Consider the following 25,964-nt stretch of genomic DNA (forward strand, 5'->3'; position numbering starts at 1 on the left):
TGATCGAGGGACGGGCGGTTTCGGTCAAACCGCGTGACGAAGCATATCGATGAGTTGCGCGTGCAGCGCGGGATCGCCGCACGCCACGACGGCGCCGCCGTTCTGCGCCGAGCCGCCATCCCAGGAGGTGATGACGCCGCCGGCGCCTTCGATGATCGGGATCAGCGCTTGTATGTCATAGGGCTGCAGCGCGGCCTCGATGACCACGTCGACGAACCCCGATGCCAGCATGCAGTAGGCATAGCAATCGCCGCCGAAGCGCACTAGCTGGGCGCCGGCGGAGACCGCCTGGAAGGCTGCCTGGGTCCGGGGGGTGTCGAACATGTCCGGACTGGTGGACATCAATCGCGCCGAAGACAGGCCGGGGCAGGAACGCGTCCTGATCGGCTCGCCATTGCGCCAGGCGCCAATCCGGGTGCCGACGTAGCGTTCGCCGGTGAACGGCTGGTTCATCACTCCCAGCACAGGGCGCCGGCCATCGTTGAGGGCAATCAAGGTGCCCCAGAGGGGCAGCCCGGTGATGAACGCCTTCGTTCCGTCGATGGGATCCAGCACCCAGGTCAGCGCGCTGCTCCCGGTGACCGCTTCCTCTTCTTCTCCGAGAATGCCATGCGTCGGATAGCGCTCGCGGATCAACGCGCGCATGGCCCGCTCTGCGGCCCGGTCCGCTACGGTGACCGGGTCGAACTTCCGGCCGCGCTTGTCCTCCACCTCGATCTCCGTCCGGAAGAAGGGCTGGATGGCGGCGGCCGAGGCGTCGGCAAGCTGCTCGGCAAAGGCTTGAAATTCGGCGAGCTGGTGGGCGGTCAGGTGCATGGCGGGTCTCCAAGGTCGGCATCGGGCCAGTGCGCCGCTTGCCTCGGGAACCCGATCGTGCCCACCAGGGGCCGGAGCTACGCGCAGCCGTTATCAGTCAACAACGGAACAGTACATCAGTTCACCGCCTGCATCGGCCTATCCGCGCCTTCCGCGCCCGGCGAGGGCAGACTCTCCACGCGCAGCGTCTGCGGCACGGACAGTGAGATGTCGGCCGCGCGCAGCCGCTTCAGGATCTCGAACAGCAGGTCGCTCTTGGTCGCGGCGGCGATGCGCGGGCTGGCCACGTAGCCTGTCACGCTCAGCGTGATGCCATTCGGCGCGAGCTGGCTGAACGTGACTGAAGGCAGCGGATGGTCAAGGATTGCCTCGTTGTCCAGATAGGCGTCGAGCAGCAGGTCGCGCACCTCTTCGGGATCGATGTTGAGCGGAAAGGTCAGCTGCAGCGTTGCCACCCCCTGGGTGCTGTTGCTCATCGTCACATTGCGCAGGTTCTGCGAGATCAGCTGCGAATTGGGCACGATCACGGTGGAACGGTCGCCCAGCTGGATCTCCGTGGCGCGGACGTTGATGCGGCGGATATCGCCTTCCACCGTACCGATGCTGACCATGTCGCCGACCTTGACCGGGCGCTCGGTCAGCAGGATCAGGCCTGACACGAAGTTCTTGACGATCTCCTGCAGGCCGAAGCCGATGCCCACCGACAGCGCACTGACGATCCAGGCCAGGTTCTGCCATCGGACGCCCAGCAGCGACAGCACCAGCAGCACCAGCAGCACGTAGCCGATATTGCTGAACAGCGTGACCAGCGAAACGCGCAGGCCAGCCTCCATGCAGACCTTGGGCAGCAGCTCCGCATCGAGCCAGCGCCGCACCGTGCGCAACAGCCAGATGCCGACGCCCAACGCGATCACCGCGTTGATGATGCGATCGGGCATGATGTTGAAGCTGCGCAAGCGCTCGCCGCCGAACACGGTCAACAGGCTGTTGAGCAGGTCGCTGGGCGTGGTGCCGAAACCGCCGGTGAGCAGTGCGATCACCGCCACCACCAGCAGCAGGCTGGCACCGAGCCCGGACAGCAGCGTCGAGGCCTGCTCCAGGCGGCTGTCGCCGACGCCGAACAGCTGCTTGATCACACGGCCGCTGGTGTGTTGCGGCGAGAACAGGCTTTCGCAGCCGTCGCGCGTCAGCCGTGTCAGCAGGTACAGCGTGCACAGCACGATGTCGAACCAGACCAACTCATAGGTCAGGAAGCGCGCAATGCTGATATAGCCGATCAGCAGCGCAACGAACGAGGCGAGCACCGTGATCGTCACGGCGGCGTGGATCAGGCCGGCCAGCGTGGCACGCGCCTCGGGCTGCTCGCCCGCCGCAACCAGCGCCGAGCGCACGCGGTTCGCCCGCAGCAGCGCCGTGCCGATAGTCAGCACCACCACCAGCGAGACCAGCCCCCGCCCCAGCAGCGTGAATGGCACGCTGGTATCGGCTGTCCGGTTCAGCTGCTCCAGCGTGCCGGCCAGCAACAGCAGGCCGGCCAGCGTGGCCGGAAATGGCTTGAGCGCCCGCGCCACCGGATCGGCCAGCGCCGGCAGCCGCCACGACGGATGGCGCGTGCACAGCAGCGCGCGGCCCAGACCCGCGATCAGCGCGCTGGTCAGCATCAGCTTGGCCAGCTCGCCGAGCAGGTCCTGCAGATCCGAAGGCACGTCGTACTGGCCGGTGAACGCGAGGCACACGATGTTCACGGCAAGCGCCGTCATGACCACGGTGTTCAGCGTCGTGGCCAGCGCCAGTGCGCTGCGCCGCAGGCGGGTTTCAGGCAGCCGGGTCAGGCAGTACCACGCCAGGGCCCGCTCGGCGAGCCGGCGGCCGAACACCCACACGGCAAGGCCCGCAAGCAGGAGCAACACGGTGACGGCGCGCTGGCCAGGCTCCCACGCCGACTGCAGCATCGGCGCGACCCGGTCCACGAATCCGCCCAGCCTTGCCCGGTCCTCGGCGGAAGGATTGAACAAGGGCCCCCAGAAGCGCGGATTCAGGATGCTTTCCGAACGCAGGACGAGCTGGTTCTTCAGGTGGCTGCGCTGCAGCTTGGCAAGCTGGCCTTCCAGGTTGGCGATGTTGTCCTTGCCGTCGGCAGCCTGCTTGAGTTCGCTGTCCAGTTGTACCTTGCGCGCGTTGAGGTCTGCCCGCTGTTGCGCCACGGCGGCTGTCTCCGGCGTGGTTCCGGCTGCGGGAGGCGGCCCGAGCACATCGAGCTTTGCCTGCAGTTGCGCGCGCTGTGGTGTCAGCGCGGCGGTCAGCTTGTCGAGGTCGGTGGACAGCTGCTTGATGGTGTCGTCGAACCCGTCAAGCTTGGTGCCGTTGGTGGTGGTCGATGCCACCTGCTTGATGCGGTCCTGCTCGGTCTGCAGGCGCTTCAGCTCGGCCACCGCTTCGGCGTGCGTCAGGGGCGGTGCCTGCGGCGCATCGGGGGCGGATGCCGCATCGACGGCAAAGGCTGCCGGCATCACTGCCGGCACCAGCTGGAAGAGTGAGATCAGGAATACGCTCAGCGCGAGCCTGCGGAGTCTGCTCATAGCGGAAACGTCTAATGGACGGTGTGGCCGGGCGGCAATCGAGCGTGGGGCTCGCCGCTTGCCATCTGTTTCGCCATGCGTCTCGCCGCATGGCGGAACGCAGGGAAATGGCAATCGGGATGCCGGGCGGCCAAGGCACCGGAGAAGAACACCGGAAGCGACTGCCGCATCAAGGGCGGTCCGCTTCCACGAGGTTGGGTCAAGAGGCCATGCGACGCTGCCGCTACTGGCGCAGCCGTCGGGCCTGTCTGGCGTGCGGCGTGCTGACCCGAATGCAGACGATCAAGCGGCCGGATGTGGCCGGATCGCGGAGCCCCTATTATACGAAAGCGTTCTCGTCACTCGGGGTTCCACCCGGAACAGAGCGTGAGCCGGCGGCCGCGTCATCCAGATCATGCACCGCCGGTTCGACGACAGCGTCTTCATCGAGGGCGCCTATGTCACCAAGGGTGTTGGGGGGGGGGGGGGGGCGTCTTCCGGCCTTCATGCGGGGCGCCAATATCCACGAGGGCCGCGGCAAATGACGCGCTGCACAAGCGGTCCGCGCGCAGCATCGGTGGCACACATTGCGCCTCCCTGTCTTTCGACCTTCCCTTCGCAGCAGCGGTCGTCCCCTGCGGCTTCATGCAAATTGATCCAGGTCAATAATCTCCCATGTGCCTTATGTAGTATTTATCCGCGATCCGAAAGTTTTATATCACGTTATGACATGGTTTCGCCTGGATCAGGTGCGTGCCTCGCGGGGGCTTGTCGTCATGCCTGCCGCAGCCAGGAAACCATGCGCTGACAACCGACGCTGCTGCAGGGGGGAGCCGTGAGCCACTTCATCGATCGACTCAAATTTTTTCGGCGCGAGGAAGCGTCCTTTGCGGATGGCCACGGCAGCGTGGTCAAAGAGGACCGGACCTGGGAGGATTCCTATCGCGACCGCTGGGCGCACGACAAGATCGTCCGCTCCACCCACGGCGTGAATTGCACGGGCTCCTGCTCCTGGAAGATCTACGTCAAGGGCGGCATCGTCACCTGGGAGACGCAGCAGACGGACTATCCGCGCACCCGCCCGGACATGCCCAATCATGAGCCCCGCGGCTGCTCGCGCGGCGCGAGCTATTCCTGGTACCTGTACAGTGCCAACCGGATCAAATACCCGCTGATCCGCGGCCGGCTGGCGCGGGTCTGGCGCGAGGCGCGCAAGACGATGTCACCGCTGGCGGCCTGGGAGTACATCCAGTCCACGCCGGGCATGGCGGACGACTACAAGACACGGCGCGGCCTCGGCGGCTTCGTGCGCGCGAGCTGGGACGAGGTCAACGAGCTGGTCGCCGCCGCCAACGTCTACACCATCAAGCGCCACGGACCGGACCGGGTTGTCGGCTTTTCGCCGATTCCGGCGATGTCCATGGTGTCCTTCGCCGCCGGCAGCCGCTACCTGTCGCTGCTGGGCGGCACCATCCTGAGCTTCTACGACTGGTACTGCGACTTGCCGCCGTCCAGCCCCCAGACCTGGGGCGAGCAGACCGATGTCGCCGAATCGGCGGATTGGTACAACTCCAGCTTCATCATCATGTGGGGCTCCAACGTGCCGCAAACGCGCACGCCGGACGCCCACTTCATGGTCGAGTCGCGCTACCGCGGCACGAAGATCGTATCGATCTTCCCCGACTATGCCGAGGGCGCGAAGTTCGGGGACATCTGGCTCCACCCCAAGCAAGGCACCGATGCCGCGCTGGCGCTTGCGATGGGGCACGTGATCCTCAAGGAATTCCACCTGGAGGGGGCCAGCGAATACTTCCGCGAGTACTGCCGGCAGTATTCGGACATGCCCTTCCTCGTGCGGCTGACGCGCCAGGGCGACCGCTATGTGCCGGACCGCATGCTGCGCGCTTCCGACCTGCCGGACCGGCTCGGCCAGGACAACAACCCGCAGTGGAAGACGGTGGCGTATGACGAGCCCAGCGGACGCCTGGTGGCGCCGCCCGGCTCGGTGGGCTTCCGCTGGGGCCAGCAGGAAGGCGCGGACAAGGGCCGCTGGAACCTCGATGCACGCGATGCCGACGGCGAGCCGCTGCGCTTGAAGCTGACGCTCGTCGACAGCCACGATGCGGTGGTGCCCGTGGCCTTCCCCTACTTCGGCGGACGCCAGCACGACTATTTCCAGGGCAGCGAGCACGACGAGGTGCTGGAGCGCAACCTGCCGGCCAAGCGCGTGCAGACCGTGGAAGGAGAAGTGCTGGTCGCAACCGTCTATGACCTGCTGATGGCCAACTACGGCCTGGACCGCGGGCTGGGCGGAAGCCATGTGGCGACCTCCTATGACGACGACGTGCCCTACACGCCGGCCTGGCAGGAGCGCATCACCGGGGTCAAGCGCGAGGACGTGATCACCGTGGCGCGCCAGTTCGCCGCCAACGCCGACAAGACGCGCGGCCGCTCGATGGTGATCCTGGGTGCGGGCTTGAACCACTGGTACCACATGGACATGGCGTACCGCGGCATCATCAACCTGGTCGTGATGTGCGGCTGCGTGGGCCAGTCCGGCGGCGGCTGGTGCCACTACGTGGGCCAGGAGAAGCTGCGGCCGCAAACCGGCTGGACCACAGTGGCCTTCGGGCTGGACTGGTACCGGCCGCCCCGCCACATGAATGGCACCTCGTTCTTCTATGCGCACACCGACCAGTGGCGCTACGAAAAGCTGAAGGTGTCGGAGATTCTCTCGCCGCTGGCCGATCCGGAGCAGTTCCAGGGAACGCTGATCGACTTCAATGTGCGGGCCGAGCGGATGGGCTGGCTGCCTTCGGCGCCGCAGCTGCAGACCAACCCCCTGGAGATCGCGCGCGCCGCGCGCGCTGCGGGGCAGGAACCCGCCGCCTATGCCTTGCAGGCACTTCACGACGGCCGGCTGCAGATGTCCTGCGAGGATCCCGACCATCCCGACAACTGGCCGCGCAACCTCTTTGTCTGGCGTTCCAATCTGCTCGGCTCCTCCGGCAAGGGGCACGAATACTTCCTCAAGCACCTGCTGGGCACCCAGCATGGCGTGCAGGGCAAGGACCTGGGCGAGACCGGGCAGGAAATCCCGCAAGAGGTCACGTGGCACCCGGAGGCACCGCGCGGCAAGCTGGACCTGCTGGTCACACTGGACTTCCGCATGTCGACGACGTGCGTGTACTCGGACGTCGTCCTGCCCACGGCGACCTGGTACGAGAAGAACGACCTCAACACCTCGGACATGCACCCCTTCATCCACCCCTTGTCGGCCGCGGTCGATCCGGTGTGGGAGTCGCGCAGCGACTGGGAGATCTACAAGGGGATCGCCGCCGCCTTCTCAAAGATTGCGGCGACCGAACTGCCGGCCAGCGAGGACCTGGTGCTGGTGCCGCTGCAGCACGATACCCCGGCCGAGCTGGGCGATCCCTTCTCGGTGCGGGACTGGAAGCGCGGCGAGGTGGAGATGGTGCCGGGCAAGACCATGCCATCCATGGTGACGATCAAGCGCGATTACCCCGCGCTGTACCGCCAGTTCACCGCGCTCGGGCCGCTCACGCGCCAGCTTGGCGTCGGCGGCAAGGGTATCTCCTGGCCAGCACAGAGCGAGTGCGACCTGCTGACGCAACTGAACTATGCGGCGGAAGGAACCGGGGACGGCAGCGCGGAGCCCGCCTTGCCGCGGCTGGATACCGATATCGATGCGGCCGAGGCCATCCTGACCCTGGCGCCCGAGACCAATGGCGAGGTCGCGGTCAAGGCCTGGTCGGCCTTGTCCGCCTTCACCGGCCGCGACCACACCCACCTGGCGCGCCCGCGCGAGCACGAGAAGATCCGCTACCGCGACCTGCAGGCGCAACCGCGCAAGATCATCTCCTCGCCGACCTGGAGCGGGGTCGAGAGCGAGCATGTCAGCTATAACGCCGGCTACACCAATGTGCACGAGCTGATTCCATGGCGCACACTGTCGGGCAGGCAGCAGCTCTACCAGGACCACCCCTGGATGCGCGCGTTCGGCGAGGCGCTCTGCGTCTACCGCCCGCCGGTGGATACCAAGTCGGTGCAGCCGATGCTGGACGCGGGCCATGGCAAGGACCGGAAGCACGTGGTGCTCAACTTCATCACGCCGCACCAGAAATGGGGCATCCACTCCACCTACACCGACAACCTGATCATGCTTACGCTGTCGCGCGGCGGGCCCATCATGTGGATCTCGGAGAAGGATGCGGCCAAGGCGGGCATCGTCGACAACGACTGGATCGAAGCGTTCAACGTCAACGGTGCACTGGTCGCGCGGGCCGTGGTGAGCCAGCGCATTCCCGAGGGCGCCACGCTGATGTACCACGCGCAGGAGAAGATCGTGAACATGCCAGGATCCGAGATCACCGGTGCGCGCGGCGGCATCCATAACTCGGTGACGCGCGCGGTGCTCAAGCCCACCCATATGATCGGCGGCTATGCGCAGCTCTCCTATGGGCTCAACTACTACGGCACGGTCGGCTCGAATCGCGATGAGTTCGTCATCGTGCGCAAGATGGCCAAGGTGGACTGGCTCGACGGGCCTGCCGCCGGCCGTTCCGCGTCGCATTCCTGAACCGAGGGAGCCTACGATGAAAGTGCGCGCACAGATCGCCATGGTGTTGAACCTGGACAAGTGCATCGGCTGCCATACTTGTTCGGTCACCTGCAAGAACGTCTGGACCTCGCGGGCGGGCATGGAGTACGTCTGGTTCAACAACGTCGAGACCAAGCCCGGCATCGGCTACCCCAAGGACTGGGAAAACCAGGCCCGCTGGCAGGGGGGCTGGCGACGCCGGGCGGACGGCAGCATCGAGCCGCGCCAGGGCGGCAAGTGGAAGCTGCTGTCGCACATCTTCGCCAATCCCAACCTGCCGGAGATCGACGACTACTACGAGCCCTTCACCTTCGACTACGAGCATCTGCAGAGCGCACCGGAACTGGAAGCCGCGCCCACTGCACGCCCGCGCAGCCTGATCACGGGCCAGCGCATGGAGAAGATCGAGTGGGGCCCGAACTGGGAGGAGATCCTTGGCGGCGAGTTCGCCAAGCGCTCGCAGGACTATAACTTCGAGGACGTGCAGAAGGACATCTACGGCCAGTTCGAGAACACCTTCATGATGTACCTGCCGCGCCTGTGCGAGCACTGCCTGAACCCGAGCTGCGTTGCCAGCTGCCCCTCAGGCTCCATCTACAAGCGCGAGGAGGACGGCGTGGTGCTGGTCGACCAGGACAAGTGCCGCGGCTGGCGCATGTGCGTGTCGGGCTGCCCGTACAAGAAGATCTACTACAACTGGCAGAGCGGCAAGGCGGAGAAATGCATCTTCTGCTATCCGCGCATCGAGGCCGGCCAGCCGACCGTCTGCTCGGAGACCTGCGTCGGCCGCATCCGCTACCTGGGTGTGCTGCTGTACGACGCAGACCGCATCGCCGAGGCCGCCAGCGTGCCCGACGAGAAGGGTCTGTACGAGGCGCAGCTCGACGTCTTCCTGGACCCGTCGGACCCCAAGGTGATCGCCCAGGCGCGCGCCGACGGTGTGCCGGACGCCTGGCTCGAGGCGGCGCGACGCTCGCCCACCTACAAGATGGCGGTCGAGTGGAAGATCGCCTTCCCCCTGCATCCCGAGTACCGCACGCTGCCGATGGTGTGGTACGTGCCGCCGCTGTCGCCGATCCAGTCTGCGGCAAACAGTGGCCACGTCGGCGCCTTCGGGGAGATTCCGGACGTCAAGTCCTTGCGCATCCCCTTGCGCTACCTGGCCAATATGCTGACCGCCGGCGATGAGGCGCCAGTGGCGCTGGCACTGGAGCGGCTGCTGGCGATGCGCGCCTTCATGCGTGCACGCACCGTCGATCGCGAGGAGCGGCCGGCGATCCTGCAACAGGTCGGCTTGAGCGTGGCGCAGGTGGAAGACATGTACCGCTACCTGGCCATCGCCAATTACGAGGATCGCTTCGTCATCCCGACCACGCACCGTGAATACGCCGAGAACGCCTTCGACATCAAGGGTGGCTGCGGCTTTACCTTCGGCGATGGATGCGCGCCGGCGGAAGCGCCGCGCGGGCTGTTCGGCAAGAAAACGAGCGGCCGCGAACGGCCGGTGGTGTTCATGCAGGTACAGGGAAGCGCGCAGCCCCCGCGCGGCACCTGAGGTGGATTCCTTCCAAGACGAACCGATTCGCAGGAGGAACTGACAATGTCCCAGAGAACGACAGCCAACGAGTCCATCATGGACGAGACGGCACAGGCAGGCGAACCGTCGCCCGCGTCGCCCACGCAGCCACGGCTCTTCTCCGTGCTCTCATCGCTTCTGCTCTACCCGGAAGCAGACCTGGTTGCGGCGCTGCCGGCGCTGCGCTCGACGCTTGCCCCTGACGTGCACACCGCGCTGGCCCCGCTGCTCGACTGGCTGGAAGGCAGCGCCGCAGATCTCATCGCCCTGCAGGAGCGCTATGTGGCCACCTTCGACAACCGGCCCACGCATTCACTGCACCTGTTCGAGCATGTGCACGGCGACTCGCGCGAGCGCGGCCAGGCCATGGTCGACCTGCGCGAGGAATACCTGCGGCACGGCCTCGTGGTCCAGGCGAGCGAACTGCCCGACTATGTGCCGCTGTTCCTGGAGTTCCTCGGCCAGATCCCGCCGGAGGACGCCGCGACGCTGCTCGGTGAAGCGATCCATGTGCTGGCGCGCCTGGGCGATAAGCTGGCCGAGTCAGGCAGCCCCTACGCCTGCGTCTTCACCGTGTTGCGCCGCCTGACCGCGGTGGAACCGGAACCGCTGCCAGATCCCGTGCACGGCGAGCTGGAAGAGGGTGCCGTGCATTTCGGGCCCGAGGCAGTGACCGGCGAGCCTGCCCTGCGCACGCACGCGGCGGCCGAACAGCCGGTCCACTTCTATGAAAGCCGGCCGGGTAACCGCACCGCCGGCCCTGCGCGGCACTGAACCCGCCGCACGCCAGCCAGCCTATGCCAGCCTTTGGGAGGACCGGACGATGGCCACCTACGCACACCACTTCCTCTTTGCCATCTATCCGTACATCGCGATGGCAGTCTTTCTGCTGGGCAGCCTGGCGCGCTTTGAGCGCGCACAGTACACCTGGAAGAGCGATTCCAGCCAGCTGCTCAAGCGCGGCACGCTGCGTTGGGGCAGCAACCTGTTCCACATCGGCATCATCGCGCTGTTCTTCACCCACCTGTTCGGCCTGCTGACGCCGCCCGCGCTCTACCACGCCTTGGGCGTCAGCACGGAGTACAAGCAGATGATGGCCATCGTGGTCGGTGCCGCACTCGGTCTGATGTGCCTGGCCGGGCTGCTGCTGCTGATCTACCGCCGGATCTCCGAGCCGCGCATCGCCGCCACCTCCAAATTCTCGGACTGGCTGACGCTCGTGTGGATCCTCATCGTGCTGGCGCTCGGCCTGCTCTCCATCCTGACCTCGATGCAGCACAAGGATGGCGCCGTGATGCTGATGCTGGGCGAATGGGCACAGCGCATCGCCACCTTCCGTGGCGGCACGGCCGAGATCGCCGCCGCCGTTCCTATGGTCTACCAGGTCCACATGGTCTTGGGCATGACGCTGTTCCTGATCTTTCCGTTCACCCGGCTGGTGCACGTATGGAGCGGTTTCGCCTCGGTCGCCTACCTCGGCCGGGCGTGGCAGCTCGTGCGTTCCCGCTGATGCAGACTGAGCACGAGGCTGACATGATTTCCGTCAACGGCATTGTCATCGACGAGGCGCGCTTGCAGGCCGAGGCAGCGCGCCACAGCGGGATGGAGGATCCGCTGCACAGCGCCGGCCGCGAGCTGGTGCTGCGCGAACTGCTGCGCCAACGCGCCGACGCACTGGGGCTCACGGGTTCCGCCGCTGGCGGCGACCCGGAGGCGGGTGTGCAGGCGGTACTGGCCGCGGAGGTGAAGACGCCCGAGGCCGACGAGGCGGCCTGCCGGCGCTACTACGCGCAGAACCAGGAGCGCTTCCGCGTCGGCGAGCGGGTGGAGGCCAGCCACATCCTGTTCCAGATCACCCCACGCGTGGACCCGCAGCGCCTGCGTGCGCACGCCGGGGACATCCTGCAGCAACTGCATGCAGCCGGCGCCGAGCACTTTGGCGAGTTCGCCAGCCAGTACTCGAATTGCCCCTCGGCGCGCGACGGCGGTCGCCTGGGTGAGATCGGCCGCGGCGACACGGTCCCGGAATTCGAGCAGGCGGTGTTCGCCATGCCGCCTCACCAACTTGGCGAACGCCTCATACACAGCCGCCACGGCTTTCATATCGTCCTCACTGGACGCCGGAACGATGGCATGCTGCAGCCATTCGAGACGGTTCAGGAGCGCATTGCCGCCTGGCTGCAGGAGGCGAGCAAGCGCCGTGCGACGGCGCAGTACCTGCAATGGCTGGTAGGCCAGGCGCGCATCGAGGGCATTGAGATCCAGGGCGCCGAATCGCCGCTCGTGCAGTAGCCGACGCCGGCGGCCGCCGGCGCAAGAATGAAGAAGAAGACCGGGAGGGAGAGCCATGCCTGCGCAAGCCAAGGCCTATTCCGTGCTGTTCGGCAGCACTTTTGCATTCATGGTGTGCTTCGTGGTCTGGATGATGTTCGGCGTGCTCGGCATCCCGATCCGCGAAGAACTGGGGCTGAACGCCTTCGAGTTCGGCCTGCTGTCATCAACCCCCGTGCTCACGGGTGCGGTCTTCCGCCTGCCGCTGGGCTTGTGGACCGATCGCTTCGGCGGGCGCATCGTGATGACGGTGCTGCTGCTGGGCTGCGCGATACCCGTCTATATCGTCAGCTACGCGACTGCGCTGTGGCAATTCATGCTGATCGGCCTGTTCCTCGGCCTGGTGGGCGCCTCCTTTGCCGTCGGCACACCCTACGTCGCGCGCTTCTTCCCGCCCGAGCGGCGGGGCTTCGCCATGGGGTTCTTCGGCGCCGGCACCTCCGGCGCCGCGGTCAACCTGTTCTTGACGCCGGTGCTGCTGAACCACTACGGCTGGCGTGCCGTCCCGCGCATCTACGCTGTCGCGCTGCTGGCCACGGCGGTCGTGTTCTGGCTCGCCTCCGCACCAGATCCCGGCGCAGGCAAGAAAGGCAGCGGCCTGGCTGCGCAGTTCCGTGTGCTGCGCAATCCCAAGGTGTGGAAGTACTGCCAGTACTACTCCATCACCTTTGGCGGCTTTACCGCGCTCTCGCTGTGGATCCCGCAGTATTTCAAGGCGGAGTTCGGCCTGACGCTTGCACTGGCATCGGCGCTCGCTGCAGGCTTCTCGCTGCCGGGCTCCGTGCTCCGCGCTGTGGGCGGCGTGCTGGCCGACCGCTTCGGCGCGCATGCCACCACATGGTGGTGCCTCTGGGTCGCCTGGATCTGCCTGTTCCTGCTTTCCTACCCCGACACCACACTATCGATCCGCACGATCAACGGCACGCTGGACTGGCACATCCACCTGCCGATCTGGGGGTTTACCGCGCTGCTGTTCGTGCTTGGCATGGTGTTCGCCTTCGGCATGGCGTCCACCTTCAAGTACGTGGCAGATGATTTTCCAGAGAACATGGGCGTCGTCACCGGCATCGTCGGCCTGGCCGGCGGCCTCGGCGGCTTCCTGCTGCCGCTGCTGTTCGGCGCCCTGCTCGACCGGCTCCAGATCCGCTCGAGCTGCTTCATGCTGCTCTACGGCATCGTCTGGGTTTCGCTGATCATCATGTACGTGTACGAAGTCCGGCGGGTGCAGATCTCGGGCGAGGTGGCTGCCTGAATGGTGGGCCCGCAGCCTTCGGGAAGATCGCTGGGGCCTGCCGGCGTGATGTGAACGTCCGATGACCGTCTATAGATGCCCCTGCCCGGCGCCGGAACGGCGCTGGCGCAGGCTGGCCAGGATTCTCCCGTGCACCTCGGAGGAGATCGGATACAGGAAGGCGAGCACTGCGGCCACCGCCGAGAACAGCAACGGCCCTTTCCACAGCATGGACCACAGGCCTTCGATCGTTCGCTGCCCTTGTACGTGGTTGGCGACGAAGCCTATCGCATCGAGCAGGTGGCCGACCACCCCGACCGCCAGCGCAAGCGCGGCCTTGTGTGCGAAGGAGACGACGCCGAATATGACGCCTTCCCCGCGCACGCCGGTGGCCCATTCGCCATACTCGACGGTATCGGGAATCATGGCCCAGAGCGAGAGCGATGCGGCCGCATTGGCAAAGCCGACGAAGGCGAGCAGTGTCAGCAGCGCCGCCACGCTCGGCATTCCCATGGCGCCGAGCAGGCAGAAGCTGAAGACCGCGATGCATGCGCCCGCCAAGGAGACCATGCGCTTGGAGGTCCGGCGCATGACCCAGGCCCAGAACGGAATCGCGATGAACACTTGCACGGCTATCAGTCCGAGTGCCGTCCCGATCAGGTCTTCCCTGCCCACGCCGTACTTGAACACATAGGGAAGCGTCTTGGAAAGAAAGGTCACGGACGCCATCTGCGCGATGGTGATGCCGAAGACCAGCATGAAAGCCCGGTTCCTGGTGACCACCATGACCGCCTCCCGCAAGGTCAGCCTGTGCGTGTCAGGCACCGCGCGCTCCTTGGTCGAAAGAAAGGTCAGCAGGAAGACCGGGATGGATAGCGTGGCGTACAGCAGGGTCACCAGCAGGAACCCCTTCTTCGCGTCGGCGCCGCCAAACAAGTGGACCAGCTTCAAGGTCGCCAGCGCAACCAGCACGCCCGCCGTGGTGGCGCTGATCATCCGGTAGGCGGCCAGGCTGCCGCGCTCCCGGCTGTCGTCGGTCAGCATCGCCATCAGCGAGTTGTACGGCATGGACAGCACCGTGTAGATCGTCCTGAACAGCGTGTGGGTGGCGATGACGAAGGCCAGCAGGCTGGCGCCCTGCAGGTCGTTGGGGATGAACATTGCCGTGAAGCTGAGCGCCAGCGGAATGCAGCCGAACAGCAGGTAGGGCCGATAGCGCCCCCAGCGCGTTCGCGTGCGGTTGGCGATATAGCCCGCGATGGGATCGCAGAGCGCGTCCCAGAGCATCGCCCCGCCGAACACCCAGCCGGCCGTCACCGGGGAAAGCCCCTGCACGTCCGTGTAGTAGTAGAGCAGGTACAGCGTGGTCGCCTGCCAGTAGAGATTGAAGGCGAAATCGCCGATCCCGAAGCCGATCTTCTGTCGCAGCGAAAGAACGCCGCCACGCGCCGGGGCCTGCGCGGCGGCCAGCGTCCCGGGTGACGGAGATGCATTTGAGAGTCCGGTCATCACTTTCCCGATATTCGTGTGGTCTGCTCGTGTCCTTACCCTGCAGCAACGCGCTCTTCGCCATGGCACGCGCCGCGTGCCATCAGGCTGAACGCGAGTCGGCGCGCGTCGGCGTCTCAGGGCTCAGACAAGACGAAGGTTGCGGATGGGAAAGGGCGGCTTGCTCGGCTCGGCGGGCCGCTGCAGGTCGTCCGCGTACTTCAGGGCAAGCGCCTCGGCCTTGTCCTCTCTTCCGGTTGCCTTCAGGCGCTCCACGTAGGCCTGCAGCTTGCCGCGGATGTGGTAGGGCCCACCCTCGCTCACGACGTTGACGAGCGGATCCCTGCCGCGCGCCGCCGTGGGGAGCATCTCCGCCTCCCAGGCTTTGAGCAGGCCCATGCCCGTCTCCACGATATCGGGCCGATCGCCGGCAAAATTGCGCTGCTCGTGCGGATCGGCGTCCAGGTCGAACAACAGGATGTCGTCGAACAGATGGTATCCATCGTGCAGGGTGCAGATCATCATCCAGTTCCCGAAGCGGACGCCGCGCTGGCAGGTCCATGCCCCTTGCGAAACGATGAGGTGGTCGCGCCCTTCGTCTTCCCCGGCCTTCAGGCTCTGCGCGAACGACACGCCATCCCAGCTAGCGGGAGCAGGCTGCCCCAGCAGTTCGAGGATGGTGGCCGTGACATCGATCTGGTAGTGGAAGGCGCGATACTCGCGCCCGGCCTCGATGCCCGGCCATTTGAGGAGCAGCGGCACGTTCGTGGTGAACTGGTCCGCCGTCTGGTGGTCGCCGTAGATGCCCAGCTCGCCGAGGGTCTCGCCATGGTCGGAGGACAACAGGACCGCGGTATCGTCCGCGATACCCAGTGCCGCGAGCTGCGCCAGCAGCTTGCCCACGTACTCGTCCGCGACCATCACGCCGGCGTCGTAGCCATCGAACATGGCACGGACCGCCGCCATATCAGGAATGTTCTGCGGCTGGCGCGGGTACCAGGCGCGGGCCGCCTCATTCGGTGCGAAGCCGGTGCATTCCTGCGCGCTGTGGGGACCGCACTTCTGCCAGTGGTCCGCGCGTACCGCTTCCGTCAGCCATGGCGGCAAGGGCTCGTCCGCGAAAGGCTCACCGTACTCCGGCGCCGCGCGGTAGGGCGTGTGCGGATCCCACATATGCACATGCAGGAACCAGTTGTCCTCCTTGCCATGCCTGGCCAGCCAGTCCGACGCGAGCGCGTGGACCTCATCCGCCGTCTCCCGCCCGAACTTGCCGACGTTGTAGGCTTCATCGAAGCCGGCATACCAGTGGAATGCCGAGTGCCGGTGTGCGAACGAACTGACGCTGACCGTCTTCAATCCGGCCTGCTGCAGGCGGAACGGGAAGCTGTCGAAATGGAGCTGCGACCAGAACTTCCGATCGGGGCCGCCGATCACCGGATCGGCGTCGACACCGCCATGGTTGACGACGCCGTTGTGAATGCCGAAGCGGCCGGTCAGCAAGGCGGTGCGGCTGGGCAGGCATGGCGTGTCCGAGGCATGGACGTTGCGGAACAGCACGCTCTGGGCAGCCAGCTTGTCGATGTTCGGGCTGGTATTGCGATGGTAGCCGTAGCACCCGAGGTGGTCGGGGCGCAAGGTGTCGATGTCGATGTAGATCAGCCGCATCGGTTGTCGTCTCCACTTTTTTGTAGGGTGCGGGCCGGTAGGCGCAGGGCCTTGCCGCATAAATTATCCGATCGGATAACTTTTGCACCAGACAAGCCGAATGTCAAGATGGAAATTCAGATCCGAGCGGCGCTACGGGTCCGCAAGCGACGATGACTGCTCAGAAGCAGGGGATTCCTAGCGGAAGATAAACGCCAGCACCGCGTCGCAATGGGCCTCGATCGCCTTGTCGCGCATCGCGTTGATGCCGTGGGCGTACTTCATCTCCGCGGTGAGCAGATACGGCACCTGCGCGATGGCGGTGACCATGTACAGCAGCATCACGGGATCGATGCGTTCGAGCCCCCCGGCCAAGGCGCGGACTTCCTTGATCAGCGGCACCGTCAGATCATGGCGCGGGCGGATGAAGGTCTGCGCCATCCACTTCAGCCGCTCCGAGTCGCGGTTGGCTTCCTGCATCATCAGGCGCGCGTGCTCGGGGTGGCGCGCGCAGTAGCGGACGTAGCTGCGGATGTATTCCTTCACCGCATCCAGCGAAAAGCCGGCCGGGCCGGGCTGTGGCGGCGCGTTCTCTTCCGCGAAGCGGCCGAACAAGTACGCCACGCTCTCGCGCCAGAGATTCTCCTTGCTGCCGAAGTAGTAGCGGATCATGGCGTGATTGACGCCTGCCGTGTCCGCGATTTCGCGCAGGCTCACTGCGTCGAAGCCACGCGTCGAGAACTGCTCGAGCGCGATGCCAAGTATCTCGGCGCGTGTCTGTTCGCTTCGCTCCTGTTGTGCCTGCCTGGCAGTGCTCATCTCCATTTTCCTCGGAAGGTTCACCTCGAACTTCACAGCCAGCCCCTGCTTGCAGCTCGGCCGCGCTGGGCATTGTACTGAGCCGGCGCCGCCCAGTCGCGCTTGACAAGCGCTTGACACACGCGGATCGCCGTTGATAAATTATCCACTCGGATAATTTTAAAGGTAGCCCGCGCTTGCCTGGCCGCAGCCTCGCCATGGCTAGTGACGCAGCACCCGCACGCACGGAGACAAAGATGCTTGATCGCCCCGTTCCCGCTACGGACGCCGTAGCGGCCGTCCTCTCGACCGCTTCGCCCACCCCCCAGCACACGGACCCGGACGAACGTGCCCGCGAGACCGAGGCGCGCATGACCGACGACGAGCGCTTCTCCATGCTGTACAGCCTGATGGTGCGGGTATTCGGCAGAAGCGAGCGCGAGCCGCGCGTGCCGCCCGACCTGCCCGTCGTCGCCGGCTACACGCAAGGGGTGCCGCGTCTCGGCATCCCGGCGCTGAAGATGGCGGACGCCAGCCTCGGGCTGCGCCATACGGACGGGCCGGGCGATGTCGCCACGGCCTTTCCCGCAGGGCTTGCCCTCGGCGCCACCTTCAACCCGGCGCTGGCCCGTGACATCGGCAGCCGCGTCGGCAAGGAGGCGCGCGCGCGGGACTTCAACGTGGCACTGGGTGGCGGCATCAACCTCGTGCGGGATGTGCGCAACGGCCGTAACTTCGAGTACATCTCCGAGGATCCGCTGCTTTCCGGCCTGATGGGCGCGGCGATGGTCAACGGCACGCAGGAGGAAGGCGTGATCGCCGTGCTCAAGCACGTGTCGCTCAATGCCAGCGAAACGAACAAGTTCTTCCTCGATGCCGTCATCGATCCTGCCGCGCACCGCGAGAGCGACCTCCTTGCCTTCCAGCTCGCCATCGAGATGAGCCAGCCGGGTGCCTTGATGGGCGCCTACAACCTGGTCAATGGCGCCTATGCCTGCGGCAACCGCGCCATCCTGCAGGAGACGGTCAAGGACGCGATGGGATTCCAGGGCTGGATCATGTCCGACTGGCTGGCAGTCTACGGCTGGGAGTTCGCCTTGCACGGCCTCGACCAGCATTCCGGCGCCCAACTCGACGCGCAGGAGTGGTTCAACGAACCGCTGCGACAGGCCTACGAGGCAGGCAAGGTGCCCAAGGCGCGCATCAGCGAGATGGTCCGGCGCATGCTGCGCTCCTACTACGCGGCGGGCATCGACCAGCAGGCACCGGCCGAGCCTGTCGACTTCGCTACGCACCACACGGTTGCACTGGAAGCGGCCCGACAGGGCATCGTGCTGCTGAAGAACGAAGAGGGGGCGCTGCCGCTGGCCGCGGGCACGCAGAGAATCGCCGTGATCGGAGGCTATGCGCAGGTCGGCGTGCTGTCCGGCGATGGCTCGAGCCAGGTCATGCCCCAGGGCGGATACGCCGCGCAGCTGCCATCGTGCAGCCATCCCCTGCTGGGGCCCACCACCATGCGACTGTTCGGGCCCGCCCCGCTGGCGGCGCTGCGCAAGCGGCTGCCCGATGCCGTCATCGAGTTCGACAACGGTGCCCATATCGCCTCGGCGGTGGCCGCGGCAAAACGGGCCGACGTGGTGATCGTGCATGCCATCCGGCACGAGGCGGAACGTTTCGACAGTCCCGACATGACGCTGCCCTTCGGCCAGGACGCCTTGATCGACGCGCTTGCCAGCGCCCATCGGAACGTGATCGTGGTCCTGCAGACGGGCAACCCCGTGGCGATGCCCTGGCACGGCAAGGTGCGTGCCATTGTCCAGGCCTGGTTTCCGGGCCAGGCAGGGGCGCAGGCCATCACGGAAGTGCTGGCAGGCGACGTCAATCCCTCCGGCCGCCTGCCCGTCACGTTCCCGGCCGGCGTCGAACAGACACCGCATCCGGCACTGCCCGGCGCCGACGTGCCACTGGGAACCCCCATCCAGGTGCATTACCACGAAGGCGCCGAAGTGGGCTACCGCTGGTTTGCCAGGACCGGCCAGCGGCCGCTGTTCAGCTTCGGCCATGGGCTGAGCTACACCGACTTCGCCTACGGGGATCTCCAGGTCAGCGCCGGCGAGACCGTCACCGCGACATTCACCGTGACCAATACGGGGCCGCGCGAAGGCGCCGACGTCCCCCAGGTCTACCTGACGGATGCGGCCGGCGAGCGCCGCATGCGCTTGCTCGGATTCCAGCGCGTCGCCCTCCAGCCGGGCGAGTCTGCCCGCGTCAGCGTGCGCGCCGATGCGCGCCTGCTTGCGCGCTTTCAGACAGGCGCGGCGTGCTGGCGCATCGATTCCGGCCTGTACCGCCTGGCCGTCGGGCGTTCCGCGGGGGACCTGGTACTGCGCGGCGACGCCAACCTCGAGGGCAGGGATTTCGGGCGCTGATGCTCCCACTGCCGGTGATGGGGCAGCGCACCGCCCGGCGCGCGGAAAGGAGGAATTCACCCTGTCGAGGGACCTGGGGAGCCCCAGGTCGCCGATCGCGACGCTGGTCCGGCGAGCCGCATGCGCGCACCCGCGATGCAGGGAAGAACGGGCCAAGGTGAATCGAAACAGGAGTCCCACTGCACAGATGGACGGGACACACAAAAAAGAAGAAGGAGGAGGAGAAGCGTGAAAAAGAAGATGCACCTGGCCGGCAGGTCGGCCGTGATATTCGCTGCAGCTTGCTCGGGCATGGCCTATGCGCAGTCGAGCGTGACGATCTACGGCGTCGTCGACGTGCCCGTCGAGTATGTCAACAACCAGGCGCCGAGCGCGCCGGTGATCAATCCCATCACCGGTGCCGTGACACGGCAACCGGGGGCCAACAAGTTCTCCCTGGAGGCGGCCGGCGGCATGTCGGGCTCACGTTGGGGGATACGCGGCGTTGAAGACCTGGGGACGGGCCTGAAGGCATTGTTTGTCCTGGAGAGCGGTTTTGCGGCCGATTCCGGGCAAATAACGCGGGCGGGAACCATGTTCGGCAGGTTGGCGTTCGTCGGCCTGCAAAGCGACCGGCTTGGCCAGATCACGCTCGGCCGGCAGAACACCAGCATGTATGAAACGCTGGGGAACTTCATGCCGGCCAAGTTCGCCCCGCTGTTCGAGCCATCGGTGGCCTTGCTCGGCGGAACGGCCAGCGGCGGAGGCCTGGACAATGCCGTGAAGTACACGGCAGTCGCAGGCGCGTTCACGGCGAAGGCGCACTACAGCTTTGGCGCAGGACTGAGCAAGTTCGGCCTGACCCCCGTTGCCGGGGGAGGCGCGGGCGAAACACCCGGCCACCCCAGGGACAATACGGCCTACGGGGCCGGCCTGATGTACCTGGGCGCAGGCCTTGGGCTCGCGGCCACCTACGACCAATGGAATCCTGCGGTCATACCGGGAAACACGGGCACGTCAAAGAAGCTGGCCTTGGCCGCAAGCTATGAGGTGGGTCGGACCAAGTGGATGGCCGGCTATCGCTGGGCACAGAACAAGGACGCCGCCGGCAATACCTTGGTGCGCGACAACTTCTGGTGGACCGGTGTCAATTACAGCGCGACTCCCGCCCTGACGCTGACGCTGGGTTACTACTACGACGACCGCAAGACGCTGAAGACAACTGCCGTGCAGCCGGACGTCAATCCGGTGAATCCGTGGCAGTTGAACTTCATCGCCGACTACGCCTTCTCCAAGCGTACCGATGTCTACCTGACGGTCGGCTACGCACGCAATTCCGGATTGAACCTGGATTCCCCGGCAATCGGTTTCGCCAACGGTGCGTTCCTTGGCGAGGGAAAAAACAGCCAGACGGGCGTGGCGGCTGGCATCCGCCACAAGTTCTAAAAGCGCTTGAAACCGCCCGGCCAGCCACCCTGGCTGGCCGCCGGAGATCAGCATGAAGCATGTCAAGAAGCGAAACGGGTCAGGTGCCACAGCGAACGTGAGCCTGGTGCGTCCACCCGAATCCGTGGCGCGGCCCTTGCGTCGCGCTTCCCTATGGATCGCCGTGGTCATCATCGCCTCGGTTGCCATCGCTGTTGTCACGAGCGTTCGCGCGGGCGCGAGCAAGCAATCGGCCTTGCCCGCGGCTCCCCGGATCATCGTCGGTGATGGCTCGACCGGCCCGCAAGACATGGCGTGGATACCGGGCGGCGCATTCCTGATGGGCAGCGACCACCAGCTCGCGCAGGAAAACGAACGGCCGGCGCACCAGACCCGCGTACATGGCTTCTGGATGGACCGCCATCACGTGACCAACGCCGAGTTTCGCGCCTTCGTGGCGGCGACCGGCTACCTCACCACCGCCGAGAAGAAGCCCGACTGGGACACCATCAAGGTGCAGGTGCCGCCGGGTACGCCTCGTCCGCCCGACAGCGCGCTGGTGCCCGGCGGACTGGTCTTCGCCGGCACCGATCGGCCGGTGCCGCTGCAGGACTACTCGCGCTGGTGGCGCTATGTCCCCGGCGCGGACTGGCGCCATCCGGACGGTCCCGGCAGTTCCATCGACGGCAAGGACGATCATCCCGTGGTGCAGGTCTCGTACGAGGATGCGCAGGCCTATGCCAAGTGGGCCGGCAAGCGGCTGCCGACCGAGGCCGAATGGGAATTCGCCGCGCGCGGCGGGCTGGAGCAGGCCACCTATGCCTGGGGCGATCAGTTCACGCCCGGCGGCAAGCAGATGGCCAATGTCTGGCAAGGACAGCAAGCACAACCCTTTCCCGTAGTGAGCCCCAAGGCTGGCGGCGCGCTCGGCACGAGCGCCGCGGGGACCTTCCCCGCCAACGGCTACGGGCTCTTCGACATGACCGGAAACGCCTGGCAGTGGGTGGCCGACTGGTACCGCGCCGACCAGTTCAAGCGGGAAGCCGCGGCCGGCACGGTGGCAGTCGATCCACAGGGCCCGGCCGACAGCTGGGATCCCTCGGAGCCCGGCATGCCCGTGCACGCGCCCAGGCGCGTGATCCGCGGCGGCTCCTTCCTCTGCAACCAGGACTACTGCCTGAGCTATCGCCCGAGCGCGAGGCGAGGCGCCGACCCCTATTCCAGCATGTCACACCTGGGCTTCCGGCTGGTGATGGACCAGGACACATGGCAGTCCATGCGGCAGCGGCGGGAAGCGCAGGCGCGGCAAGCGGAATCGCCCTCCGTGCCGGCGCGCTGACAGATCACGAGTATTCGAACGGGCGGGGCGTCCCCCGCGATGACAGGCCTTCCGGCAAGGCGCGCGGCATGCGCACCGCCGACACCGGGCAGACAAGAGAGGATGCAGATGAAAGATGGCGGAATCGGAAGAGGCGCCGCGGTGGAAAAGCGAGCGCAGACGGCAGGCCCCGAAGTCAGGACCGCAGTGCAGGCGAGGCACGTTTTGCACCGGCGGGCGCTGCACGCCATGGCAGCCCTGGCACTCGCCGTGCCGCTGTCCCAGGCGCAGGCGGCGCCAGACAGCAGCCCGCACTCCCGCCCAAGCACCCGCCCCAACATCATCCTGCTGATCGCCGATGACCTCGGCTGGGGCGATCTCGGCAGCTACGGCCATCCCGTCTTCCGCACACCCAACCTGGACCGGATGGCCGCCGAAGGCCAGCGCTGGACCAACTTCTACGTCAGCTCCCCGGTCTGCTCGCCCAGCCGCGGCGCCATGCTGACCGGGCGGGTTGAGACCCGTTCCGGCCTGTACGGCGCCCTCAACAGCGTGCAGGTGGAAGGCGATCCCTACGGCTTCCCCGACCGCGAGACCACCGTCGCCAGCCTGCTGCACGACGCCGGCTACGCCACTGCCCTGTTCGGCAAATGGCATCTGGGCGACGCCCCGCGCGCCTATCCGACGCGGCACGGCTTCGATACCTGGTGGGGCATGCCGATGTCGAACGACGCGTATTTCGCCGGCATCCCCGGCGGCGTCAGCATCAAGGAACTGCGCCAGCGCTTCGCCAAGGGCGAGTCGCCCAAGGAACTGTTCGCGCTCTACTACCGGCAAGCGGTCGCGGCCTTCCGCGATCCGAAGAACAGCTACTGGAACTCACCGCTGATCGCCAGCGAGCGGGTCGAGGCCAATGGCAAGACCGACTACCGCGACCGGGTGGTCGAGCGGCCGGTCGAGCAGCCCACCTACAACAAGCGGTTAACCGACCAGGTGGTCGACTTCATCGGCCACAAGCGCGACCAGCCCTACCTGGCCTGGGTGGGCTACGAGAAGCCCCACCTGCCGCATATGCCGGCCCCCGAGTTCGTCGGCAGCAGCAAGGGCGGCCCGGTGGGCGACGCCATCGCCGAGCTCGACCACAGCGTGGGGCGGGTGCTGGAGGCGGTGCGGCGCAGTCCCGACGCCAAGAACACGCTGGTGGTCTTCGTCAGCGACAACGGCCCCTGGATCCTGTACGAGGAGCTGGTGGGATCGGCCGGCATGCTGCGCGACGGCAAGGCGTCGACCTATGAGGGCGGCTCGCGCGTGCCGGCCCTGTTCTGGTGGCCGGGCACCATCCGCCCTGCGGTGGTGGACGGCATCGGCGCGACCTATGATTTCCTGCCCACCTTCGCCGCGCTGGCGAAGGCGAAGCTGCCCGACGCCGCCATCGACGGCATGGACCTGGAGAAGACGCTGCGCCAGCAGGCACCGAGCCCGCGCCAAGTGCTGCCCTACTACTACCGCGGCCGCCTGCAGGCCTGGCGCGAGGGCGACTGGAAGGTGAACTTCTACGACGTCAGCGGGCGCAATCCGGAGGGCGGCCTGCAAGCCAAAATGGCCAAGCCGACGCTGTACAACCTGGGCCGCGATCCCGGCGAGAAGTTCGACAAGGCTGCGAGCGAGCCCGAGATCCTGCAGCGGCTGCAGCAGCATGCCGAGGCATTCGAGCGCGGCATCACGACGGCGGCGCCGGAGTTCGACCGCGTGACGCTGGAGCGCGGCAAGCCGGGGCAAGGCGGGGAATGATGCCTTGGCGGAAGCACGCAGGGCCGGTGCGCCCTGCCGACGGCGGTGGGCCTCGCAACATGGGCGCGAGTGCCCGGCCACGGCGCGACGGACTGCGCCAGGAATGGAGATGCAGCATGAACCGACACAATCGCAAAAGAAATCCGCGCACCCACCTGGCCGGCACGATTCGCCAGCTCATGCGCGGCGCCATATTGATGCTGGCCGTGCAGGCAGGGCTGCTCCATGCCCAGCCGCAGCCGCAGCCGCAGCCGCAGCCGAACATCCTCTGGATCACGGTCGAAGACATCACGACCTTCATCGGTGCCTACGGCGATCGTGAGGCAAAGACGCCCAATATCGACCAGCTGGCCAGGGAGGGCGTGCTCTACACCCACGCCTACCAAACTGCAGGGGTATGCGCGCCGGCGCGTGCCGCCATGATCACCGGCATGTACCCGACCTCGGTGGGCACGCACCATATGCGCACCGGACCGGGAGAGATACAGACGCCCGGCCGTAGTGCTCCGACGCGCCCGGACGGCATTCCCGCCACCTACTCCGTCGTGCTGCCGGAACAGGTCAAGGCCTTCCCGGAATACCTGCGCAAGGCGGGCTACTACACCACCAACAACCAGAAGCAGGACTACCAGTTCGAAGCCCCGGTGACGGTCTGGGACGAGAACGGCCCGGCCGCCTCCTTCCGCAACCGCCCCAGGGGCAAGCCCTTCTTCTCGGTCTTCAACTTCTTCCTGACCCACGAGTCCATGGTGGCCTTGCGCAAGGACCCGCTGCTGGCGGATCCCGCCCAGGTTCCCGTGCCGCCGATGTATCCCGACACGGCCACCGTGCGCGGCGATATCGCCCGCATGTACACCAATATCGAGCTGATGGACCGCCAGGTCGGCGAGCTGATCCGCATGCTCAAGGACGACGGCCTCTACGACAACACCATCATCTTCTTCTTCGCCGACAACGGCGGCAACCTGCCCTGGATGAAGCGCGAGATCCTGGAGCGCGGCACGCGCGTGCCGCTCATCGTGCGCTTTCCCGGTGCCATGCGCGCGGGCAGCCGCAGCGATGAACTGGTGAGCGGGGTCGACCTGGCGCCGACCGTGCTGTCGCTGGCGGGCGTGCCGGTGCCGCCCTATATGCAGGGCCAGGCCTTCCTTGGCGGGCAGCGCGCAGGCTCGCCACGGCAGTACGTTTTCGCCGCGCGCGACCGCATGGATACGGAATACGACCGGGTCCGCATGGTGCGCGACGCGCGCTACCGCTATCTGTACAACTACATGCCGGACAAACCGTACTACCAGAACCTGAAGTTCCGCCTGATGCTGCCGATGATGCGCGAGTTCCTGGAGCTGAAGGCCGCGGGCAAGCTCGAGCCTGCGGCCGCCGCCTGGTTCAAGACCAAGCCGGTGGAAGAGCTCTATGACGCCGAACAGGATCCGTGGGAGCAGCACAACCTGGCCGACGACCCGAAGTACAAGGACAAGCTCGACGAGCTCAGGCATGCCTTCCACGCGTGGACGGCCAAGGTCGGCGACATGGGCGCCATTCCCGAGCGCGAGATGCTCAAGCAGATGTGGCAAGGCGGCAGTGAGCCGCCCGCGACGGCGATGCCCGAAGTGCGCCGAGCCGGCAAGGGTGCGGACGGCGTGCAGATCGCCTGCGCCACGCCCGGCGCCTCCATCGGCTACTGGATCGAGCGGACCGCGGGGTCGTCCACGGACGCCACCCACGTGGTGCAGAGCTGGGACTACGAACGCCTGGCCGGCGAGCTGCTCGGCAAGGGTTTTGCCAAGGTCGGCGATAAGCGGCCGGTGCCGCCAAGCTGGAACGTCTATGGCGGCGAAGTCATCCCGCTCAAGCCGGGCGAGATCCTGCATGTCAACGCGATGCGCATCGGGTTCAAGCCGGCTGCGATCGACTACGTGAACGGCAATGCGGCGGTGCCGGTCCGCCCCTAGCCCGCAC

16 protein-coding genes are annotated in these 25,964 nt (G+C 66.4%); 11 read left to right on the forward strand and 5 right to left on the reverse strand.

The genetic code is table 11. The features are described from left to right. Positions 1 to 24 precede the first annotated feature (24 nt). Positions 25 to 816, reverse strand: a complete 792-nt coding sequence (gene hisN / locus AC1Z3O_RS33495) for a histidinol-phosphatase (protein WP_483521394.1) — start codon at positions 814 to 816, stop codon at positions 25 to 27. 116 nt (positions 817 to 932) lie between these two features. Next, entirely contained in the window at positions 933 to 3,395 is a 2,463-nt protein-coding gene (locus AC1Z3O_RS33500; protein WP_483521396.1) for a DUF3772 domain-containing protein, read from the reverse strand. Positions 3,396 to 4,209: 814 nt separating this feature from the next. Here AC1Z3O_RS33500 and AC1Z3O_RS33505 point away from each other — a divergent pair. The 6 genes from AC1Z3O_RS33505 (at position 4,210) to AC1Z3O_RS33530 (ending at position 13,154) form a co-directional block, all read left to right on the forward strand. Further along, entirely contained in the window at positions 4,210 to 7,974 is a 3,765-nt protein-coding gene (locus AC1Z3O_RS33505; protein ID WP_483521397.1) for a nitrate reductase subunit alpha, read from the forward strand. A 16-nt stretch (positions 7,975 to 7,990) separates the two neighbouring features. Further along, the gene (gene narH / locus AC1Z3O_RS33510) at positions 7,991 to 9,550 is read left to right on the forward strand and encodes a nitrate reductase subunit beta (protein WP_483521399.1); all 1,560 of its coding nucleotides are present in this window, start codon (positions 7,991 to 7,993) and stop codon (positions 9,548 to 9,550) included. A 78-nt stretch (positions 9,551 to 9,628) separates the two neighbouring features. Further along, positions 9,629 to 10,345 carry a nitrate reductase molybdenum cofactor assembly chaperone gene (gene narJ / locus AC1Z3O_RS33515; RefSeq protein WP_483522127.1) on the forward strand — a complete coding sequence of 239 codons (717 nt, stop codon included), beginning with the start codon at positions 9,629 to 9,631 and terminating at the stop codon, positions 10,343 to 10,345. Positions 10,346 to 10,394: 49 nt separating this feature from the next. Then, a complete protein-coding gene (narI, locus tag AC1Z3O_RS33520) occupies positions 10,395 to 11,081 on the forward strand; it encodes a respiratory nitrate reductase subunit gamma (protein WP_483521401.1) in 687 nt (228 codons plus the stop codon). 23 nt (positions 11,082 to 11,104) lie between these two features. After that, positions 11,105 to 11,863: a peptidylprolyl isomerase gene (locus AC1Z3O_RS33525; RefSeq protein WP_483521403.1), complete on the forward strand. Its 759-nt coding sequence runs from the start codon at positions 11,105 to 11,107 to the stop codon at positions 11,861 to 11,863. Between the two features lie 55 nt (positions 11,864 to 11,918). Then, entirely contained in the window at positions 11,919 to 13,154 is a 1,236-nt protein-coding gene (locus AC1Z3O_RS33530) for an MFS transporter (protein WP_483521405.1), read from the forward strand. A 69-nt stretch (positions 13,155 to 13,223) separates the two neighbouring features. Here AC1Z3O_RS33530 and AC1Z3O_RS33535 read toward each other — a convergent pair whose 3' ends face one another. From AC1Z3O_RS33535 to AC1Z3O_RS33545, 3 genes are all read right to left on the reverse strand, one after another. Next, positions 13,224 to 14,642 carry an MFS transporter gene (locus AC1Z3O_RS33535; RefSeq protein ID WP_483521407.1) on the reverse strand — a complete coding sequence of 473 codons (1,419 nt, stop codon included), beginning with the start codon at positions 14,640 to 14,642 and terminating at the stop codon, positions 13,224 to 13,226. 123 nt (positions 14,643 to 14,765) lie between these two features. Next, the gene (locus AC1Z3O_RS33540; RefSeq protein WP_483521409.1) at positions 14,766 to 16,286 is read right to left on the reverse strand and encodes a sulfatase family protein; all 1,521 of its coding nucleotides are present in this window, start codon (positions 16,284 to 16,286) and stop codon (positions 14,766 to 14,768) included. Positions 16,287 to 16,463: 177 nt separating this feature from the next. Continuing rightward, complete coding sequence (locus AC1Z3O_RS33545; RefSeq protein WP_483521411.1) at positions 16,464 to 17,084, reverse strand: TetR/AcrR family transcriptional regulator; 621 nt, start codon at positions 17,082 to 17,084, stop codon at positions 16,464 to 16,466. A 236-nt stretch (positions 17,085 to 17,320) separates the two neighbouring features. Here AC1Z3O_RS33545 and AC1Z3O_RS33550 point away from each other — a divergent pair, with 236 nt between their 5' ends. From AC1Z3O_RS33550 to AC1Z3O_RS33570, 5 genes are all read left to right on the forward strand, one after another. Continuing rightward, the gene (locus tag AC1Z3O_RS33550; protein WP_483521412.1) at positions 17,321 to 19,492 is read left to right on the forward strand and encodes a beta-glucosidase; all 2,172 of its coding nucleotides are present in this window, start codon (positions 17,321 to 17,323) and stop codon (positions 19,490 to 19,492) included. A gap of 240 nt (positions 19,493 to 19,732) precedes the next feature. Continuing rightward, positions 19,733 to 20,917: a porin gene (locus tag AC1Z3O_RS33555; RefSeq protein ID WP_483522129.1), complete on the forward strand. Its 1,185-nt coding sequence runs from the start codon at positions 19,733 to 19,735 to the stop codon at positions 20,915 to 20,917. 52 nt (positions 20,918 to 20,969) lie between these two features. After that, positions 20,970 to 22,235, forward strand: coding sequence for a formylglycine-generating enzyme family protein (locus AC1Z3O_RS33560; RefSeq protein WP_483521414.1), 1,266 nt, complete (start codon positions 20,970 to 20,972; stop codon positions 22,233 to 22,235). A 228-nt stretch (positions 22,236 to 22,463) separates the two neighbouring features. Further along, on the forward strand, positions 22,464 to 24,005 hold the full coding sequence (locus tag AC1Z3O_RS33565) for a sulfatase-like hydrolase/transferase (RefSeq protein WP_483521416.1): 1,542 nt from the start codon (positions 22,464 to 22,466) through the stop codon (positions 24,003 to 24,005). 116 nt (positions 24,006 to 24,121) lie between these two features. Then, positions 24,122 to 25,957, forward strand: a complete 1,836-nt coding sequence (locus AC1Z3O_RS33570) for a sulfatase family protein (protein WP_483521418.1) — start codon at positions 24,122 to 24,124, stop codon at positions 25,955 to 25,957. Positions 25,958 to 25,964 lie beyond the last annotated feature (7 nt).

It is taken from the genome of Cupriavidus sp. 09_S30 (assembly GCF_056930435.1).

Coding starts and splice junctions, on each gene's coding strand:
- hisN (WP_483521394.1), bottom strand. CDS start 816: ATGCACCTGACCGCCCACCAGCTCGCCGAATTTCAAGCCTTTGCCGAG.
- AC1Z3O_RS33500 (WP_483521396.1), bottom strand. CDS start 3,395: ATGAGCAGACTCCGCAGGCTCGCGCTGAGCGTATTCCTGATCTCACTC.
- narH (WP_483521399.1), top strand. CDS start 7,991: ATGAAAGTGCGCGCACAGATCGCCATGGTGTTGAACCTGGACAAGTGC.
- narJ (WP_483522127.1), top strand. CDS start 9,629: ATGGACGAGACGGCACAGGCAGGCGAACCGTCGCCCGCGTCGCCCACG.
- narI (WP_483521401.1), top strand. CDS start 10,395: ATGGCCACCTACGCACACCACTTCCTCTTTGCCATCTATCCGTACATC.
- AC1Z3O_RS33525 (WP_483521403.1), top strand. CDS start 11,105: ATGATTTCCGTCAACGGCATTGTCATCGACGAGGCGCGCTTGCAGGCC.
- AC1Z3O_RS33530 (WP_483521405.1), top strand. CDS start 11,919: ATGCCTGCGCAAGCCAAGGCCTATTCCGTGCTGTTCGGCAGCACTTTT.
- AC1Z3O_RS33535 (WP_483521407.1), bottom strand. CDS start 14,642: ATGACCGGACTCTCAAATGCATCTCCGTCACCCGGGACGCTGGCCGCC.
- AC1Z3O_RS33540 (WP_483521409.1), bottom strand. CDS start 16,286: ATGCGGCTGATCTACATCGACATCGACACCTTGCGCCCCGACCACCTC.
- AC1Z3O_RS33545 (WP_483521411.1), bottom strand. CDS start 17,084: ATGAGCACTGCCAGGCAGGCACAACAGGAGCGAAGCGAACAGACACGC.
- AC1Z3O_RS33550 (WP_483521412.1), top strand. CDS start 17,321: ATGCTTGATCGCCCCGTTCCCGCTACGGACGCCGTAGCGGCCGTCCTC.
- AC1Z3O_RS33555 (WP_483522129.1), top strand. CDS start 19,733: ATGCACCTGGCCGGCAGGTCGGCCGTGATATTCGCTGCAGCTTGCTCG.
- AC1Z3O_RS33560 (WP_483521414.1), top strand. CDS start 20,970: ATGAAGCATGTCAAGAAGCGAAACGGGTCAGGTGCCACAGCGAACGTG.
- AC1Z3O_RS33565 (WP_483521416.1), top strand. CDS start 22,464: ATGGCAGCCCTGGCACTCGCCGTGCCGCTGTCCCAGGCGCAGGCGGCG.
- AC1Z3O_RS33570 (WP_483521418.1), top strand. CDS start 24,122: ATGAACCGACACAATCGCAAAAGAAATCCGCGCACCCACCTGGCCGGC.